Source organism: Bradyrhizobium sp. BWA-3-5 (assembly GCF_032917985.1).
Taxonomy (GTDB): Bacteria; Pseudomonadota; Alphaproteobacteria; order Rhizobiales; family Xanthobacteraceae; genus Bradyrhizobium.
This window is the reverse complement of record NZ_CP136626.1, coordinates 4,857,088-4,875,657: the sequence shown is the minus strand read 5'-3', so window position 1 is coordinate 4,875,657 and position 18,570 is coordinate 4,857,088. Positions and strand designations below refer to the sequence as shown.

The following is an 18,570-nucleotide window of genomic DNA, read 5'->3' as shown; positions in this document are numbered from 1 at the left end:
TAAGGGGGGATAATCCGGGTAGGCTGTCCGAGCCGGGTGCGACGCGGCAAGTTGAGTGCACTAGGCGCTGCGCTTGAGCAAGTTTCGTGGCCGCCGGCGGTCTTGTTCGGAGAACTGATCTGATAGTACTTCGACAAATGTTGTGGTGAGGCCCGACCTAGCAACATGTCGCGGATACGCTGCGAGCACTCTGACCGAAAGCGTCGGCTTCAACGCTGCAATATGAACTTGGTTGGCCATAAACCGAGCAATGAATGGATCGACAACACCTAGGCCAACCCCGGCGGCGGCAAGGGAGCAGACAGTAGCGGAGTAGGTAGTTTCAATGACGGAGGGAGGCTTGACGTTGAGTTGGCTCATTATTTCGCGCCAAGTATCGCCACCGTCAAATCCAAGGTAGGGAAACCTGGCAAAGTCTGCCGCGGAGACGTGAGACGAAGCTGCAAGTGGATGATTTAGGCTCATCACACAGACCGCCTCGGTCTCGCAGAGGACATCGACTTCGAATTCGGTGGCCGGGAAGCAAAGTGGTGCAGTCGTGATCCCGACATCGTGCATTCCATTCAATAGCCCCTCTCGAACGTGACGGGAGCCAATTGTCGCCAGGCTAACCTCTACATCCGCAAAGCGCCGATGAAACGCAGCGATTGCTCGCGGAACGACTCCCACGCCAAGTGTGGGGTTCGACGCTATGCGCAAAAGGCCTGTGCCCGATTTTCGCATTGCAGCGATGGTCTGTTCGATTTGATCAAGTCCCAAAAAGTGTCTTCGCACGGCATCGAACAGCCTAAATGCCTCGGGCGTGGGATTTAGGCGTCCTCGATTCAAGTTAAAGAGCTTAAGCCCGCTTGCAGATTGAGCTTGAGAGAGAAGGCGGCTAACAGAAGGCTGCGTCGTATTCAGCATGTCGGCTGCGGCGATAGTGCTCCCCGTCAGCATGAAGGCCCTGAATGCCTCGATCTGTCTAAAGTTAAGTGATCTCGGCACCTTACCCTGCCTTTGGCCCTTAATTCGGGGCTTTCATGCTAATCACTCCAAATCCAATGTCGCAAGCAAGCACCTGCTCCATATGTTCGGGGCTTGCATTACTGCAGTTTGATCTAGAGGAAAGTGATCAAGCTCGTTGGGGCAAAAAAAACACGCTTGCCTGGATTGGCCCTGGCCCAGGAAGGGGGCTTTAAAGGGTCGCGGTGGACATGATTTCGTTCCTCCAATCCCTCCCGTCGCACAAGAAAATTGAATGCTAAAGATAAATTTTGGATGCAATTCTATTTACACGGATGCAAACTGATAGTAAAGGACCGCTGCCATCGTTGGTGGAGGCCTTTTGGCTGGGAACTCGCGGCGGCTGCCCGTTAGGGCGTTTCCTCCCTTGACTAGGCCCGGTCCTCCTCCCTGAGGGGACCGGGCTTTTTTCGGAAGGCGCATCCTGGGTTGAGTGCCCTTGCGAAGAAAAGATGGGGCGCGATCGGGGGAGGCTTAAGTGGTGGGCAGCCCCGAAGACTGATTGGATTTGAACCATGAACATCCAGACGGTGCTCGCGAGTGTGCCTAAGCCCGCGGTAGCACTCATCGAAGCTTTCAGAGAAGCGCCGACGTCTGTGATCAGCGATAACCTTGATCGTCTCGCCGGCGCCGTGGGGTTGCGGCCGTTCCACCGCTCGGGGCGGATGGTCGGAACGGCGTTCACAGTGAAGACCCGGCCTGGAGACAATCTGGCGATCCACAAGGCCCTAGAACTTGTCGGCCCTGGAGACGTCATCGTCGTGGACGGGGGCGGGGACGAGACGCGGGCGCTGGTCGGCGAGATCATGAAGAACATCGCCGAACACAGGGGCGCCGCGGGCTACGTCATTGATGGTGCGATCCGCGACGTGGCCGCGTTTGCCGCATCGGATTTTCCCTGCTTTGCCCGCGCTGTCATTCACCGGGGCCCCTATAAGAGCGGGCCGGGCTCCATCAACGTGCCGGTGTCGGCTGGTGGCTCGGTGATTTCGCCAGGCGACATCGTGGTGGGCGATGAAGACGGCGTCGTATCGTTTCCGCCATCGATCGCAGAGACACTGATTGAAGCGGTCCGCGCCCAGATCGGGCGGGAAGAAGAAGCGCTCAAGGCGATCCGCGAAGGACGCTACGAGGGCTCTTACGGAAGATAATAAACTCGACAAGCGAGGAAGACATGACGACCCAAAAGAACGAATTTCATAATCTTGACAAGCCCGATGATGGGCTGCTCCGTGAACTCGCACCCGGTCTAACGACCCGCATTTTCACGGGCGAACACGCCATGCTTTCCGTGGTCAACTTTGCACCCCATGCCGAAGGGAAACTCCATCACCACCCTGAAGAGCAGTGGGGCGTGCTGCTCGAAGGCACGGCGGTCAGGGTTCAGGGCGGCGAAGAAATTCCCGTTCGCAAAGGCGACTTCTGGCGTACGCCGGGCAATGTCCCGCACACCATGCGTGCCGGCCCCGATGGTGCCCGTGTGCTCGACATCTTCAGCCCGCCCAGGCCGGAGTACAAGAAACCGGGATCGGGCTTCGGAAGCTAAGACCCTAGCCGTTGCGGTTGCACCAAGAATCAATTTACAGCCGCGTTCGACTCCCGGCGATCGTCTTAGCAACGAGACGCTGCGCCGCGATCTCGAACGCAAACGCTCAGAGATTGATCGCTTTCATTCCCTCGCTGCTGTATCGGGTCCCAGCAGCGCCTGGCGCGAAAGCGTCGCTCAACTGCTTCATTTCGTCCGGCGTAAGCCTAACATCGAGGGCATCGAGATTTTCCTCCAGGTATCTAGTCCGTCTCGTGCCTGGAATAGGCACGATGAAGTCGCCTTGCGCCAAAATCCACGCGATCGCGATCTGTGATGCCGTCGTACCCTTGCTGTTTGCGATCTCTTCGATCGTAGTGACTAGCAGTCGGTTCTTTTTATAATTTTCGCCGGTAAACCGGGGCATGTTGCGGCGGCTGTCACCCTCTTTCAACTCGTCCGGCTTGATGGTGCCGGTCAGAAACCCTCTTCCTAACGGAGCGTAGGATACGAGTCCGATGCCGAGCTCCTGTATCACCGGCAATATTTCAGTCTCGATATCCCGGCTCCAAAGCGAATACTCGGTCTGCAGCGCCGTGATCGGGTGAACATTATTGGCACGGCGAACTGTACTGGCTGCGGCCTCCGAGAGACCGAGAAACCGCACCTTGCCTGCCTTGACCAATTCTGCCATCGCCTCAACGGTATCTTCGATTGGGGTATTCGGGTCAACGCGATGCTGATAATAGAGGTCGATAGTATCGACGTTCAATCGCCGCAGGCTTGCTTCGCAAGCTGACCGGACGTAGTCCGGTCGCCCGCTGATGCCAATCCGTTGGCCGGAGGGCGAACGCACGATACCAAACTTGGTTGCGATGGTCACTTTCTCTCGCCGGCCCTCAATGGCACGCCCGAGAAGCACCTCGTTGGTGAATGGGCCGTATGCATCCGATGTATCGAAAAGAGTCACACCCAACTCGATTGCGCGATGAATGAGATTGATTGATTCTTTCTCGTCTGCTCCGCCGTAAAAATCAGACATGCCCATGCACCCTAGGCCTAGGGAGGAGACCAAGAGTCGTTGACCGAGCGTTCGTGATAACATCAGAGCGGATCCGTTTGACCGAGAAGCAAAAGCTACGACTTCAATGAGCCAGGCTCAAACACTCAAGGACAGCTAATGGGCTTTTTGAGAACTTGGACGACAACATCAGTGAATTACTGACAGACGCGAGCAGGGGGCCGTCCCGCTCTGTTTGATCGTGTACCCTGGACCACTCTTCGTCTGCTTGAAACGCGTACCATCCTTGCCCGCGTCGAGGTTGCTTTTACGCGACATGCCGAAGCTGGTTTCAAGCGTACCGCAAAAAGACAGACTGCAGAATTAGCGAGTTTGAAAAGCGGTTATATCAAAGTCGTATGGCCGGGCAAAGCTGCGGGCACGGCAGAAGTCTGGCCACCATCAGATTGACCTGGAGCGAGCTCTCGTGCAGTCGCCGCATTGACCGGCGGTCCAAGTTAGACCTCCTCTTGCTCGAACAAGCTCCTGGATGCATAAGCGGCTGTCATGTTGCCAGTAGTCTTGCGCCGGTGAGCCGTGGATATTAGACAGCTACGCACGTTCCGCTCAGTTGCGGAACTCGGAAGTCTCAGTAAGGCTGCGGATCGGCTCCGCATTGCTCAGCCAGGGCTCAGCCGACAGATCAAGCTACTCGAGCGGGAGCTCCGAGTGCAGCTGTTTATACGGAATGGCCGCGGAATGCTTCTGACGAGCGCAGGCCGCACACTTCTTGACCGGACCGAGGGCCTTGTTCGGCAGATAGAGCAGGTGCGCGACGATATTCAGTCGGCGGCTGGACGTCCGGCGGGGCGGGTTGCTCTTGGCCTTGTGCCAACCGTAAGCGCTGTGCTCTCAGGGAGGCTCGCGGCTCGCATCCTTGCTGAATTCCCCTACATTTCCCTACGCATCGTCGAGAGCTACGGCGGCCACCTGGTTGAATGGTTGCATCGAAGCGAACTTGATCTCGCTATCACTTATGGTCCGGCGACGGATCTGCATCTTGTGACCCAAGCCATCGGCCAGGAGGACATTGCGGTTGTCGGGCCGCCGGGCTCTGGTCTTCGATCGCGAAAGCAAGTGACTTTCGATTGGTTGTTGCAACAAAGGCTGATCGTTCCAAGCGTTGCGCATGGTTTGCGGGTGCTGTTGGAGAAATCCGTTGCGCGCAAAAGGATGGCCCTGAAAGCCTTGATTGAGGTTGATTCCTATCGAGCGCAAATAAGTCTCATGGAAGAGGGACTGAGCTACACGCTGTTGCCGGCGTCTGCGATACGCGCAGAACTGGCGGCAAAGCGACTCGAGATTGCCGCGTTGGTCAACCCCACAATAACACGCGAACTGGTTCTCGCCTCGCCAACAACCAGCCTGTCGTCGATCGCAGCAACTACCGTATCCGCGACGATCATGTCCGAAATCGAGCAGATGTCGCGGAAAGGGCATTGGAAGATTCGGTTGGCGGATTGAACCCTCTTTCCGCCGCCAGCGGCTGGCTCAATATCCTTTCAATTATAAAGAGAGTCGTTACCCAGGACGGCCTGCCTAAAACGGGTGGTGAGGATGCCGCCATCAGCGGGCGGCAACACAAAATAGAGCGATTCCGGATTGACCTTGATCTGGGAAAATGTTGGCCCATTTCCGTTGTGCGCGAGCTCACGGATTGCGCTTACTTCTTTCATGGTTCTGACAATCTGTGCCGAGCGGAAGCCTGCGGCTGCAGCCATCCCCGCAAGATCAACCCCGGCTGCCGTGTGCGTCAATTGCATCCCAGTTTCGCCGAAGCGCTCGTTATCGAGCACGGCGATAGTAAGATTTGGAGGGCTTTGGACCGCAATCGTGGCAAGCGCTCCTACACTCATCAACATCTCGCCGTCACCAGTGATGACGAGCACTCTGCGTTTCGGCTGCGCGACAGCCAGACCAAAACCTAACATCGCCGCTGCGCCCATGGCGCCCCAAAGCGGAAAGTTGTTCGGGGTGTCGCCCGCGGCCGAGACGTCCCAGTTGGAGGCTCCAAGACCCGCAATAACCAGCAGATCGCCCCGGTCTCGCAGCAATTCGCTCACGACTTCGCGGCGGTGAAGGAGAGAATTGGGATTGTTCATTTGCGGGCAAGCTCCTTGAAGTTCTTGGCGCCAAGCACCCGTTGTCCGATCAGGACGGCGACGGGTCGCCAGGTATTGAACGCGAGATCGGCTGCTCCCGAAACGGCGGAAGCAACCAAATGTGGCTCGTCCGCACGCGTGACAACGACACCCATGGCTTCGAGTGACGGCTTTGTTCCTTGGCCCATGGGTAACTGCCAGGGGTTGAACTCACCCCAGTCGCCGCGCATCGTTACCAGCATCAGCAAGGGCATGCGACAAATGACCGGAAGAGACAGCATATTGATGCAGTTGCCTACGCCGCTCGACTGCAGCAGTAAGACGCCGCGTTCGCCGCCCAGCCATGCGCCTGCGAGCATGGCAATTCCTTCCTCTTCGGTCGTCAGGGTGACCAAACGAGTCTCTGAGTCCGCCTCGAACGCACGAATGAGGCGGCTATGACCTGCGTCCGGCACCATGCCAACTTGGCGTATGCCAGCCTTCTTCAGGATAAGGTACACTTCGTCGGGCCACGTCGGTGCCTGAGCTGGTCCGGCTTCGGTTAGTGCATCTGCCCGCCCACCATTCATAGAACCGCTCTCCTCTAGAAGCCCTCAATGAGTACAACTGCTGCATAGAACGACCCCGATTCAATAAGAAGTACAAAAACGACAAGGCTTCTATAGCAATAGTGAAAAGCGGCACTCGCAATCTGAAACTGCACTGCGTTCTATGGCCGGCGGGTCATGACGCACGCAGCGCCTTGGGGGCATCCGCGGTTAAGATTGTGGTCGCGTATGGCTCTCATGCGCCAATGTCGATTCTATCTGCAGCAGACTACCTTGGACCGATCGTACGGGCACCGATAGGAAATCGAAGTCTCCAAGACATCTTGTGTTCACAGCCCAGCCTTCGAACGTATTGGCCCCTGCCGCTCGTTCTGCCGAAGTTGGTGCGCTGGGCTTTCTAAAAGGCAAAATGCCGCAAATTGGACAGAAATAGTCAGATGCCGTGCGCGAACCCAGCGATAGACCGACATTTCCGCGAGAGGGGTCAGGAGCCGGAATGCCTCGCTGGAACCTCTAAAAAGAAGGGCGCCGCGTCGCGAGCAAATGGAGCAATCACAGACTCGTGCGTGATCGATATCGGCGTCGACCTCAAATCGCGCCGCTCCGCAATGGCAAGAGCCTTGGTAGCTCTTCATCATTGATCCTCCCTCCGAACCGACAAAAATATTGGCGGGCATTCGGTCGGCGATCCGCGATCGCTTATGCGATTGCGAATGGCACGGGCCCATAGAGTGCCCCGCGCTAGAGCCGGAGCCGCCCTGGATCTACTTAAGTCTTGTGACTAGCGCTTAGAGCCTGGAATCTCTCTGCTTCTCGTGGAGGCGAACGGGTAGATTTCACGGGAGGCCGAGATCTGCTCCTGGTCCGACATAGACCTGAGCAGTCATCATCACGCCTTTGGCTTCCGGTGGCGGAGCGGCACACAGCTTGGGCCACGAGCCATTCCTGCTATGACCCGAAGCGAGGCATGCACGTCCCGCTTGACCAAGAAGCTCAAAGTGGAGTTTCGTGCCTCGATACGAATATGTTGGCGTTGTTGCAATGGTCGGAGCTGAAAATGTGTCGGTTCGCTTGAATTTTCGCCAGATCGAGGCTTTTCGAGCGGTCATGCTCACCGGCACAACAATTGCCGCCGCTAACATGCTCAACACAACGCAACCCTCGATCAGCCGGGCGCTTGGGCAGATCCAGGCGGCCGCTAAACTCAAATTATTCGAGCTTGATCGCGGCCGATTACGCCCGACCCCCGAAGCCGTCATGCTATTTGAGGCCGTACAACGTAACTTCCTGGGGTTGGAGGCCATCGAAGAGACGGTCGCACTGCTACGGCGCTCTGGCATCGGGCGGCTGCGTGTGGCTTGCACTCCGGCGTTGGGCATGAGCGTCATGCCCGCCGTCATGGCGAAATTCAAGACGCACCAGCCTGACGTTCACATTACTTTGCGGACCATCAGCTCCTACGATGTCCGCGAGGGATTGCTGAACGGGTTGTATGATCTCGGTGTTACGACCAACTGCCTCGATCTCGAAGGAGCGCAACTCCAGACCAAAGTTGTCGATCAGGTCGGGGCGGTGTGCGTGATGAGCCGGTCGCACCATCTGGCGACGAACGTCCATGTTGCGCCGCGCCATTTCCAATCCGAGACCCTGCTGACCCTGGATCGCGAGGACGAGTTGAGCGACGAGTGGCGACGGGCACTCAGGCAAGCCAAGGTAAGGCCGAGCTCGGTGATTGAAACGACTTATTCGGCAACGATCTGCCGCCTTGCGGAAGCTGGGGCGGGGATCGGGGTAGTGAATCCGTACATCGCGTCGGTGTTCTCAGAAGTGCTGCGGGTCGTCCCCCTAAAGCCATCGATCGACGTCAAGGTTTTTGTGGCTTATCCGCGCCACGTTTCCATGTCGGCGCTCGCTTCCGCGCTCATTTCGCAAATCAGCGATCACTTTAAGGTCGTTACGCGCGCCCCCCGAACCACGAAACGCTGATTGCTTGATAGCGCCAAAGGCAGCAGGCTCTTCGCGGGCGGAACCCTCGCAAAGGTCATGTATATCATTTACGCATAGCGAAGGCGCAAAAATCTATTGGCCGTCATAGCGGTCTTCTGCCTAGCATGGAGAACAGGCCGCAATATGCGCGGCTTGAGCCGGGATAGATGTCACTCGTTTAAGAGGAGCCTCAGCGTGAGGTTGATCGCACTTATTCTATCCTTCTTCTGCATTCTCTTTGCTCTTTCATCGACTCAAGCTGCTCCGATGCGAATTGTTGTCCCGTTCGCGGCGGGTGGGACAGCCGACGTTCTCGGGCGCATCGTCGCGCAGCAACTTGGTGCACTCATCGGTGATGCGGTCGTCGTCGAAAACCGCCCAGGCAGCGGCGGTAATATCGGCGCGGATGTGGTGGCCCATGGGCCCAGCGACGGCTCGGTGCTGCTGCTCGGCACCATCGGCATTCACGCCGCCAGCAAGATCTACCGGAGCCTGCCCTATGATCCTGACAAGGATCTTCAGCCGGTCACCATCCTCGCGGAGGTGCCGAACGTGCTGATCATCAATCCTTCTGTCCCGGCAAACGACGTCAAGGAGTTCATCGCGCTCGCGAAGGAAAAACCCGGATCACTCAATTTCGGCTCGGCCGGCAACGGCTCGTCGACCCACATGATCGCAGAGCTGTTCAAGCTGAAAGCCGGCGTGAACCTGACGCATGTTCCCTATCGGGGCAGCGCGCCGGCGCTCAACGACCTCTTGGCGGGTCAGATCCAACTCATGCTCGAGAACCTACCTACCGCATTGCCGTTCATCCAGGCCGGCAACGTCCGCGCACTCGGCGTCACCAGCGCGGCTCGCTCCCCCAGCGTGCCCAACCTGCCGACGATCGCGGAAGCCGGCGTGCCCGGCTATGAGGTGACGGCATGGTTCACCATCGCGGTGGCTGGCAGCGTTCCATCAGCGACTGTCGAGAAACTCAACGCCGATATCCGCAAGGTGCTTGCCGAAGCAGACGTGATCGAGCGCTTCAAGACGCTTGGCGCGGTCATCGTCGGCAACAGCGCGGCTCAGGCCAAGGCTTACTGCGCCAGCGAGACCGCCAAGTGGAACCACGTCATCGAAACCGCGCATATCCGGATCGATTGATCGCGCAAAATTGCCTTTAGGACCGCATCGTGCCCATGCCCTTATCGCGCTTCACCGTCCTCGACCTCACCCGCGTTCGCTCCGGCCCCCTCGCGGTGCGTCAGCTCGCTGACTGGGGCGCCAACGTCATCAAGATCGAGGCGCCCGAGGCGGTCGATGGTTCGAAGGGCATGGGCGGCGAGCGTGACGGCTCCGACTTCCAGAATACGCACCGGAACAAGCGCGGCATCACACTCAATCTCAAGGAGCCGGAAGGCCGTAAGCTTTTCTACGCGCTCGTCGCCAAAGCGGATGTGGTCGTCGAGAATTACCGGCCGGATGTGAAGGCACGTCTCGGCATCGACTATGAAAGCCTCAAGGCCATCAACAAGGGCATCGTCCTCGCCAGCATATCGGGGTTCGGACAATCCGGTCCCTACGCGCGCCGTCCCGGTTTCGATCAGATCGCGCAGGGGATGGGCGGGCTTATGTCCGTGACGGGTTTACCGGGGCAGGGGCCGGTGCGGGCTGGCATTCCGCTTGCAGACCTGTCGACGGGCCTCTACGCCGCCATCGGTATCTTGATCGCGCTATTGGAGCGCGACGTGTCCGGCGAAGGCCAGTGGGTGCACACCTCGCTACTCGAAACGCAGATTGCCATGCTGGATTTCCAAGCGACGCGCTGGCTGATCGACAAGGAACGTCCGGGCCAGGCCGGCAACAATCACCCGACCAGCATTCCGACCGGCCTGTTTCGCGCGCGCGACGGGCTGCTCAACCTCGCCGGTGGCGGCGAATCCATGTGGCGGCGGATTTGCGCCGCATTGGAGCTTGACGATGTCGTGGATCGGGCCGAATTTTCGTCGGAGGGACTGCGCTCGAAGAACCGCGATGCGTTGAACGCGGTCCTCCAGGAGCGCTTCATCCAGAATACCGTCAGCCACTGGGTGACCCTGCTCAACGAAGCCGGGGTACCTTGCGGTCCGGTTTATCGCGTCGATGAGATGTTTGCCGATCCGCATGTCGCAGCGCTCGATATGCGCCTGCCGGTGCATCACAGCCGGCTTGGCCCACTTGATCTGCTTCGCAGCCCGGTCTCCCTCAGTCGCGGTGAGCGGCGGGCCGAGCCGACGCCGGAGCGAGGAGAGCATACGGACGCCGTGTTGAAGGAATTCGGCGTGACGGCGGAACACATCGCCTCCTTGCGCGCTCAGAACGTCATCTAGGCCTGCCGGATCGAACCCATGGCCTCGCAGTCTTTGCAGCTCAGTACCAGCGACGGCGTCTCGACGCTGACCCTGAACAATTCGGCGAAGCACAACGCGATGAACTTCGCGATGTGGCAGGCTTTGCCGGACTTGCTGCAGCGGGTTGCGGCGGATCACGCCTCGCGCGTCCTGGTTCTCACGGGCGCAGGCGAGCGAGCCTTTTGTTCCGGCAATGACGTCTCCGAGTTCGACAAGGTCCGCTCCACGCCCGCGCAGATCGAGCACTACAACGGGCTGCAACGCACTGTCTGCGAGCGTCTGAGCAAGCTTTCGAAGCCGACCATCGCCATGGTCGACGGCTATTGCCTCGGCGCCGGTCTCGAATTCGCATTGCTGTGCGACTTCCGCTATTGCACGCCCGCTTCGCGCTTCGCAGTGCCGGCCGTCAAGCTGGGACTGCCATACCGCTATGAGGATATCGTCAAGCTTCTCGATGTGATCGGACCGGCGCCGACCCGTGAGATGGTCCTCCGCGGACGTCAGGTCGCCGGCGAAAGAGCTGCGGAAATCGGCCTCGTGCATCATCTCGCGCCTTCGCGCGAGGCGCTTATTCGCGAGGTCGGCGAGCTGGCCGCCGAGCTTGCAGCGGCCGCGCCGCTTAGCCTCGCCGCAGCCAAGATCACCATCAATGAAGCGCTGCGACGCGACGCGGAGCCTGATCTCGCGCTTTGTCAGAAGCTCGCCGACGAAGTCTATGCGAGCCACGATTTCATCGAAGGCCGGGCTGCTTTTACGGCCAAACGCAAGCCAAGGTTCGAGGGGCGTTGATGAGCCTCGGACCAGCTTGAAGAACTCAGGGAATAGCGGGCGATAGTCATGAGCTACCGGATTGCGATCGATATTGGCGGCACGTTCACGGACGGCGTCATCGAAAATGCTGCCACCGGCGAGGTGCGGCTGGCAAAGCGTTTGACGACGCAAACCGATCCCGGCGAGGCGCTGGCCGATGTCGTCGACGATCTGCTCGCGGCCATTGCTCAGGTGAATGGAAGCGCCGGTCCGGCAGGCGCGGTGTCCGAGGTCGTTCACGGCAGCACGCTCGTGACCAATGCGCTCATCGAACGCAAAGGCGCCAGGACCGCGCTGATCGCCACCGCGGGCACTGCTGACGTCATCGATATCGGCCGCGAGGTGCGCTATGACCTCTACGATCTCGACATCCAGATGCCGAAGCCGCTGGTCGCGCGCGAGCATCGGTTTGAGCTGCCCGAGCGGGTTGCGGCTGACGGCGTCATCCTTGCCGCGCCGGATCAGGCCGGCATCAAGGCCGTCATCGAGAAGTTGAGGCAGTCCGGCGCGCAATCCGTTGCGGTGTCGTTCCTGCATTCCTGCGTCAACCCGGAAAACGAGATCCGCGTCGGCGATGCGGTACGAGCGGTTCTCCCCGATATCGCGATCTCGCTTTCCTCCCGGGTGGCCCGCGAAATCCGCGAGTATGAGCGGACCACGACGGCCACCGCGAATGCGTTCGTTCAGCCGATCGTTGCGAAATATCTCAATGAGTTGTCGGCACGCCTGCGCCAGGCCGGTATCGATGCGCCGCTGCGCATTATGGTATCGAGCGGCGGTTCGACATCGGCCGAGATTGCGGCCGAGGTGCCGATCACGGCGCTGGAGTCGGGGCCGGCCGGGGGCGTGTTGAGCGCGGCCAATGCCGGCCGCGCGGCGGGCTTCGATGATGTTCTCGCCTTCGATATGGGCGGCACCACCGCCAAGATCTGCACAGTGCTGGCGGGCGTGCCGTCAGTCGTGCACAGCTTTGAGGCGGCGCGGGTTCGACGCTTCAAGAAAGGCAGCGGCCTGCCGCTACTGATCACCAGCATCGACCTCATCGAGATCGGCGCCGGCGGCGGTAGCATCGCACGCATCAGCGATCTCGGCCTGTTGACGGTGGGGCCTGACAGTGCCGCGGCCGATCCCGGCCCCGCCTGCTATGGCAGGGGCGGTGAGAGCGCGACGGTCACCGACGCGGATCTGACGCTCGGTTACCTCAACGCCGGCTTCTTCCTCGGGGGCCGCATGGCACTTGACGTGCCCGCTGCCGACCGCGCGCTGCAACGGCTCGGCGATCGCCTGTCGCTCATGTCGCTGGACGTCGCCAAGGGCATCTTCAAGGTCGTCAATGAAGCGATGGCGGCCGCGGCGCGCGTGCACATCGCCGAGAAGGCCCAGGACCCGCGGCGCTTCACAATGGTCGCCACCGGCGGCGCCGGCCCTGTCCACGCCGTCGAGATCGCGCGCAAGCTGCGCGTGCCTCGTGTGCTGTTCCCAATTGCGGCCGGAACCGGCTCCTGCCTCGGATTCCTCGCGGCGCCGCTTCGCGTCGATCGCTCCTGGTCCAAGCCGCAAGGTCTGGAAACGGTTGATTGGCAGGAGATCGAGGCAACGCTTGCGGAGCTCAAGCGTGAAGCCGAACTGGAGCTCAGCTCTGCGCTGACGAGTCCGGCTGAGGTTGCGTGGCAAATCCTGGTCGAGATGCGCTATGTCGGGCAGGGCGCTAATCTCTCGATCTCCTTTCCCTGGCGAAGCGTTAGCCCGGCCTTTGCGACCGAGCTCGATGCCGCGTTTCGCAAGGCCTATGAAACCAACTATGGCGGCGTGCTGCCAGCAGGATCGCTGGAAGTCGTGACTTGGCGTATTGTCGGCGCGACGCGTCAGGATATTAAGCGTTTCGTCTGGCCCGACTCCGCCAAGTCGTCCGAGGCTAGTCCCAAGGCACGCCGTGCGATCTTCTGCACCCAGGCCGACAAGATGGCTGATGTGCCGGTATACGACCGCTATGCGCTGGGCGGCGGGACTCGCTTGCGCGGGCCGCTGATCCTCGAAGAATCGGAATCGACCATCGTGGTGCCGATCGAGGCCGATGTCGAAGTGCTCAATGATCTCAGCGTGCTGATCCATCTGAAAGCCGAATCATGATTGATCCCATCTCATTGGAAATCCTCTGGACCCGCCTGGTCAGTCTGGTCGAAGAGGCCGCGGCCACCTTGGTGCGCACCTCGTTCTCGACGATTGTGCGCGAATCGAACGACTACGCAGTCGTGCTTCTCGATCGCGACGCGCAATTGCTCGCGCAATCCAGCCAGAGCATTCCCTCCTTCATCTGCACGCTGCCCGAAACAGTGCGGCACTTTCTCAAGGTGTTTCCGCGCGAGACGTTGAAGCCCGACGACATCATGATCACCAACGATCCGTGGCTGGGCACGGGTCATCTTCCCGATATCAGCATCGCGATGCCGGTGTTTCGGGAAGGAGTCCTGGTCGGATTCGCCGGCAGCGTCGCGCATTCGCCTGATATCGGCGGTCGCTTGCGGTCGCCCGGCAATCGCGATCTTTATGAGGAGGGATTGCGCATCCCACCGATGAAACTGATCGCGGCCGGCGCCATCAACGAGACGCTGATCGACATCATCCAGAACAATGTGCGCATTCCCGAGCAGGTCATGGGCGATCTGTGGGCGCAGGTTTCGGCCAATCGTATGCTCTCGCAACGCCTGCTCGAGATGCTCAATGAGACCGAATGCGATCTGGTCGAGGTTGGCAAGGAAATGCATGCGCGATCGGAAGCCGCGATGCGGAATGCCATCCGCGCGCTGCCTGACGGCGAGTATGAATACGAGGCCCGCACGGACGGCTTCATCGAGCCCGTGACGATCCGCTGCCGGATCATCGTCAAGGGCGATGCGCTGACCGTCGATTACACTGGCTCGTCGCCGCAATTGCCTCGCGCCATCAACGTGGTGCCGATCTACACCTTTGCCTATACGGCTTACGCGCTCAAATGTGTGCTGGCGCCGACCGTACCGAACAATGACGGCTCGTTCCGGCCGATCACCACGACCGCACCGCCGGGATCGATCCTCAATCCGAAATTCCCCGCGGCGGTGAGCGCGCGCGCCATGACCGGGCATCTGCTGCCGACCGCGGTCATGGGCGCGCTCGCCAATGTGGTTCCGGATCGTGTTCGCGCCGCGGCCGGATCGCCCTTATGGTGCGTGCAGATCGCCGGCGCGCACGAGGGGCGGCGCTTTGCCTCGACGCTATTCCTCAATGGTGGTCAAGGCGCCGGCGCGAAGGGCGACGGGCTGCCTTCGCTCAGCTTCCCGAGCAATCTCGCCAACACACCGATCGAGGTGATCGAGTCCCAGGCCCCTGTCCGGATCACGCGACGTGCCCTGCGGCACGGTACGGGCGGCGCCGGCAAAACACGCGGCGGCGACGGGCAAGTGTTCGAGCTTGAATTGCTCGCCGATGAGCCGGTGACGATGACCTTCATGGCCGATCGCCTGCGGACCGCGGCGCCGGGCATGCGCGGCGGGGAATCGGGCGCCACCGGCCGTGTGTTGCTCAACGGCGAACCGATCGATCCGCGGGAAACCATTGTGGTCCCGCCGGGATCCTGCCTCACTTTGGAAACGCCAGGCGGCGGTGGGTTCGGCTCCGTGGTCGAGCGCGCGAAGGAGTTAAACGGGTAATATTCTCATCGGCTAAGTGGTCAAGTGCTTTGGTCCTGAAGATCAGGCAATGGCAAGGACGATTCCTTGTTCGGTGGAGAACGCTCGGTGGTTGCTGCAAAGAGCGTCCAATAAAACGTCCAACACAACTTGGTCTATGTCATTGTGCTACAAAAAGTCGGTCAAGAATTTTGAAGTAGAGCGCTTCACCTGTTTCATTTGCGTTTTGATCGGTTACTGCAGGATCGCAGATTCTCTGGCCCAACGGCATTTTGACAGGCTTCCGAGTCGCAGCGGTAATCTTGGACCTCTCCCGTGTGAAACGGGCGGCGGACGCTAGGCAGCGCTTCGTTGCCGTATGATGGTGTAAACAAGCGCCACGGGGGAGGGGGGAATCGGATGAAGCGCCGACTTCCGTCGGTAAAATCAGCCGCGGTTCGTCAATTCGCGCATTTTGGTGTCAACGCCACGCGGGCACTATTCCGCGCGATTCAATGTATCCTTCACGCTCTTGCGAACGCCTTCACGCACCTCTTCCACGATTGCGTTCACAACGTCGTCCGTAGAGCGCTCAAAGAAGTCCGCGTCCTTGTCGGTCTTCATCTTGAGGGTGACGTCAAGCCATCGAGCTGTCTCCTCGACAATGCCCCGCCTAAGCTTGCCTGTCCTGTCCTTCGCGAACCTGACGCCGTCGTTGCGGTCGCGCCAATCGTGATCGCCGACAAACTCAATGCCGCCGAGCTCCAGCGCATTTTTGACCGTCCACTCCGAGTGGGCTTCAACGCGACCGTTTGTTGCTTCAAGGCGCTTTATCGTTTTGACCGACACATTGGCTCGCTCGGCGAGTTCGCCCTGTTCCCATCCCAGCATTGCTCGCGCAGCCCGAAATTGCTCACCGGTTACGTAGCCCATAAGGCTCCTCCTGGATTGTCCCCTCAAGTGACATTTATAGGAAGATTTGTCAAGAATTAGGCATTTTGTCCGCTAATGGCCCTGGATCGCCCAAACCTTTTCGATGAGGCGCTTTCCTGGTCATGCCCCTTGTCTGAAAATCGGACATGCAATATATTGGCGTCTGATATTCGGACTCGCTAGCCGGCGGAGGTTGTGATGGTCACGACGGTTTCGAGCGCTCAGGTCGCAGCATTTCCAGCGGCGCAAGTCGAGGCCTGCATCAGAAATGTGCTCGCAGATCAGGCCGCTGATCAAGCCATCCTGAGACCACATCCTCCGACGACTACCCCCGGTATCGTTCCGGGCGCGTCGTGGGAGCCAGAAGTCGATTCGCTGGTCGCGGTCGAAATCATCTGCGTGGTTGAGGAAATCCTGGGTCTTAAGCTGCCGGCAACGTTCTCCCCGCGGGGTGGCTATGACACCGCCGAAGCTTGCGTCAACGACCTTATGTCCCAGGCACAGGTGGCCTGGGAGCAGTCGACAACGGAGACTCAAAATCATGTCCAATGATCGCGTGGGCTTTTCGCAGCCGCAGCCAGAGCCAGATCGGCAAGCCCTTGGAGAGCGCCTCAAGGAAGCTCGTGAGTATATGGGGCTCAAGCAGGAAGACGTTGCGAAGGTACTCGGCATTCCACGTAGCGCGTTGTCCAACATCGAAGCCGGCGTGCGCAAAGTCGATGCCATCGAGCTTGCTCGATTGGCAAAGCTGTATCAGCGGCCCGTAGCGTGGTTTACCGGGGAAGATCCCGAGGCGACTTCTGAGGTCGCCAAGGAGGTTGCTCATGTCGCGCGCGCAGCGGCGACTCTTTCCCAGCAAGATCGCCAGGAGCTCGCCCGTTTCGCCAATTTCCTGAAATCTCGCGCGAAGGCCAAGGCTACCCCCGATGGTCGATAACCGTGCCGCAATTCTGACAGGTGCGAAGGCGGCTCACACCCTCCATCGTGACCTTGGCATTCGCGAACAGATCGAGCGGGGGACTACGAGCCGCATCGATGTCTTTTCCACCATCGCAAAGCTTGGAGCGACGCTGATGTTTCAACCGCTCGACAAGCTTCTCGGGGCATATCTGCCCGCCGAAGAGCTCGGCGTGCTGATTACGACCAAGCGGCCACTGCCAGTCCAGAGATTCACCGGTGCCCACGAACTTGGCCATCTCTACATGCGTCACGAGCCCAGTCTCGATGACGACAGCATCCTCAGGCGCTCGCCTTTCGCAACCACCGGGACCGCCAACCGCCAGGAGCGGGAAGCTGATGCTTTCGCCTCGATGTTTCTGACTCCGGCCTGGCTTGTCGCACTTGTTCTGCAGCGACAACGGTGGTCAGCCCGCCAACTTGCTGACCCCGCCTTCCTGTATCAGGCTTCGCTTCGCCTTGGCACCAGCTACCGAGCGACCTGCTTTGCGATCGAGCGACACAAGGTTATTACTCGCGGGCAGCGCGAGCAATTGATTGATATCGAGCCGAAATCGATTAAACAACAACTGCTCGGCAGTTATGAGCCCCCGGATTGGCGCGCTGATGTTTGGCTTCTCACTGAGCACGATGAAGGCTCCTTCATCGAGGGGGGCCGCAATGATCTCTTCGTCGTCAAGCTGCGGGAGAACAGTGGCGCCGGCTACCTCTGGAATTTCGATCAGTTGCGTGACGCAGGATTCGCGCTGGTCGATGACGATCGCGAGGATACCTCGCCAAACGCGATAGGAGGCGCTCTGACGCGCAAAGTCACGGCGCGGTCGAAGGATCGCGTGCAAGGCGAAGTCACTCTTCGCGAGTCTCGGCCCTGGGCAACTGATGTCGCTCTCCACCAGCTCCGTCTTCGTTATGATCTCCGCGGTCCAGAGAGCCCCGGGATGTGGGAGCCAGAACTCAGGCGGGTGCTGCAGGCTGCATAAACATGATCAAGACCATCGTCGACCTGCGCGGCAGCTTTGGTGCGGCGCGGGACCAGAATCCTCGTCCCACATGTCTGGCCTTCGCAGCGAGCGATACACACGCGGCGCTGCGACCGGGGTGGAATCCCCTGTCAGCAGAATGGGCCTACTACCACGCTGTGAAACGTGATGGCGGTCTCCCGCAGGATGGTTCGACACTGGTATCAATGCTCGCAACGATTAAGTGCGACGGCCAGCCGGCGGAATCGGAGTGGCCCTACATTCAAAGTGCAACCATCGACATCTCGTCTTGGCTTCCGCCAGCTAGCCCATCGGAGCTTTTCTTCCGAGATCATGCCGCATGTGGAGCGGCGCTTCAGGATGTTGTCGATCAGCTTGATTCCAGCGTGCCGGTCCTCATTACGATGACCCTGTCGGACGCCTTTTATATACCTGAAGCAGGTGTCGTTGATCGCGTCGAGGCAATTGACCCTAAGCGACGCCACGCTGTCGTTGCCGTGGGATATGGCGAGCGCGCCGGCAAAAGGGCCATCTTGATCCGCAACTCCTGGGGCGAGGGCTGGGGACTCGAAGGCTATGCCTGGCTCGCGGAGCATTATTTGGCGCCCCGCTTGACTGAAGTGGTTATTCTGACGAAGGAGCTTTGAC

General features: G+C 59.7%; 18 protein-coding genes. 13 read left to right on the top strand and 5 right to left on the bottom strand.

Annotation, left to right across the window (positions count from 1 at the left end; all coding sequences use genetic code 11):
- Positions 1-60: 60 nt before the first annotated feature.
- Positions 61-987, bottom strand: coding sequence for a LysR substrate-binding domain-containing protein (locus RX331_RS23705; protein ID WP_317252306.1), 927 nt, complete (start codon positions 985-987; stop codon positions 61-63).
- Between the two features lie 533 nt (positions 988-1,520).
- Between RX331_RS23705 and RX331_RS23700 the strand changes: the two genes are divergently transcribed.
- On the top strand, positions 1,521-2,156 hold the full coding sequence (locus RX331_RS23700) for an RraA family protein (protein ID WP_317252305.1): 636 nt from the start codon (positions 1,521-1,523) through the stop codon (positions 2,154-2,156).
- Positions 2,157-2,179: 23 nt separating this feature from the next.
- A complete protein-coding gene (locus tag RX331_RS23695; RefSeq protein WP_317252304.1) occupies positions 2,180-2,551 on the top strand; it encodes a cupin domain-containing protein in 372 nt (123 codons plus the stop codon).
- A 106-nt stretch (positions 2,552-2,657) separates the two neighbouring features.
- Here the strand turns inward: RX331_RS23695 and RX331_RS23690 are convergent, their stop codons facing one another.
- Positions 2,658-3,635, bottom strand: a complete 978-nt coding sequence (locus RX331_RS23690) for an aldo/keto reductase (protein WP_317252303.1) — start codon at positions 3,633-3,635, stop codon at positions 2,658-2,660.
- Between the two features lie 492 nt (positions 3,636-4,127).
- On the opposite strand from RX331_RS23690, the gene RX331_RS23685 reads away from it, so the two are divergent.
- On the top strand, positions 4,128-5,054 hold the full coding sequence (locus RX331_RS23685) for a LysR family transcriptional regulator (RefSeq protein ID WP_317252302.1): 927 nt from the start codon (positions 4,128-4,130) through the stop codon (positions 5,052-5,054).
- 38 nt (positions 5,055-5,092) lie between these two features.
- On the opposite strand, the gene RX331_RS23680 is transcribed toward RX331_RS23685, so the two are convergent.
- On the bottom strand, positions 5,093-5,692 hold the full coding sequence (locus RX331_RS23680) for a thiamine pyrophosphate-dependent enzyme (RefSeq protein WP_317252301.1): 600 nt from the start codon (positions 5,690-5,692) through the stop codon (positions 5,093-5,095).
- Positions 5,689-6,261 carry a thiamine pyrophosphate-binding protein gene (locus RX331_RS23675; protein WP_317252300.1) on the bottom strand — a complete coding sequence of 191 codons (573 nt, stop codon included), beginning with the start codon at positions 6,259-6,261 and terminating at the stop codon, positions 5,689-5,691. Before RX331_RS23675 ends, RX331_RS23680 begins: the two co-directional genes overlap by 4 nt.
- 1,020 nt (positions 6,262-7,281) lie before the next feature.
- Between RX331_RS23675 and RX331_RS23670 the strand changes: the two genes are divergently transcribed.
- The 6 genes from RX331_RS23670 (at position 7,282) to RX331_RS23645 (ending at position 15,094) form a co-directional block, all read left to right on the top strand.
- Positions 7,282-8,226, top strand: coding sequence for a LysR substrate-binding domain-containing protein (locus tag RX331_RS23670; protein WP_317252299.1), 945 nt, complete (start codon positions 7,282-7,284; stop codon positions 8,224-8,226).
- 144 nt (positions 8,227-8,370) lie between these two features.
- A complete protein-coding gene (locus RX331_RS23665; RefSeq protein ID WP_317252298.1) occupies positions 8,371-9,372 on the top strand; it encodes a tripartite tricarboxylate transporter substrate binding protein in 1,002 nt (333 codons plus the stop codon).
- A gap of 35 nt (positions 9,373-9,407) precedes the next feature.
- Positions 9,408-10,577 (top strand): CaiB/BaiF CoA-transferase family protein, encoded by a 1,170-nt coding sequence (locus RX331_RS23660; RefSeq protein ID WP_317258221.1) that lies wholly within the window; start codon positions 9,408-9,410, stop codon positions 10,575-10,577.
- Positions 10,578-10,595: 18 nt separating this feature from the next.
- Complete coding sequence (locus RX331_RS23655) at positions 10,596-11,387, top strand: enoyl-CoA hydratase-related protein (RefSeq protein ID WP_317252297.1); 792 nt, start codon at positions 10,596-10,598, stop codon at positions 11,385-11,387.
- A gap of 48 nt (positions 11,388-11,435) precedes the next feature.
- Entirely contained in the window at positions 11,436-13,538 is a 2,103-nt protein-coding gene (locus tag RX331_RS23650) for a hydantoinase/oxoprolinase family protein (protein WP_317252296.1), read from the top strand.
- Positions 13,535-15,094, top strand: coding sequence for a hydantoinase B/oxoprolinase family protein (locus tag RX331_RS23645; protein WP_317252295.1), 1,560 nt, complete (start codon positions 13,535-13,537; stop codon positions 15,092-15,094). Before RX331_RS23650 ends, RX331_RS23645 begins: the two co-directional genes overlap by 4 nt.
- Before the next feature lie 456 nt (positions 15,095-15,550).
- On the opposite strand, the gene RX331_RS23640 is transcribed toward RX331_RS23645, so the two are convergent.
- Positions 15,551-15,985: a helix-turn-helix transcriptional regulator gene (locus tag RX331_RS23640; protein ID WP_317252294.1), complete on the bottom strand. Its 435-nt coding sequence runs from the start codon at positions 15,983-15,985 to the stop codon at positions 15,551-15,553.
- Positions 15,986-16,183: 198 nt separating this feature from the next.
- Here RX331_RS23640 and RX331_RS23635 point away from each other — a divergent pair, with 198 nt between their 5' ends.
- From RX331_RS23635 to RX331_RS23620, 4 genes are read left to right on the top strand one after another with little or no spacing between them, the layout of a single operon-like run.
- Positions 16,184-16,537: an acyl carrier protein gene (locus tag RX331_RS23635; RefSeq protein WP_317252293.1), complete on the top strand. Its 354-nt coding sequence runs from the start codon at positions 16,184-16,186 to the stop codon at positions 16,535-16,537.
- Positions 16,527-16,922, top strand: coding sequence for a helix-turn-helix transcriptional regulator (locus RX331_RS23630; protein WP_317252292.1), 396 nt, complete (start codon positions 16,527-16,529; stop codon positions 16,920-16,922). The genes RX331_RS23635 and RX331_RS23630 overlap by 11 nt, the downstream gene beginning before the upstream one ends.
- Positions 16,912-17,922 (top strand): ImmA/IrrE family metallo-endopeptidase, encoded by a 1,011-nt coding sequence (locus tag RX331_RS23625; protein WP_317252291.1) that lies wholly within the window; start codon positions 16,912-16,914, stop codon positions 17,920-17,922. The genes RX331_RS23630 and RX331_RS23625 overlap by 11 nt, the downstream gene beginning before the upstream one ends.
- A gap of 2 nt (positions 17,923-17,924) precedes the next feature.
- The gene (locus RX331_RS23620; RefSeq protein WP_317252290.1) at positions 17,925-18,569 is read left to right on the top strand and encodes a C1 family peptidase; all 645 of its coding nucleotides are present in this window, start codon (positions 17,925-17,927) and stop codon (positions 18,567-18,569) included.
- Position 18,570 lies beyond the last annotated feature (1 nt).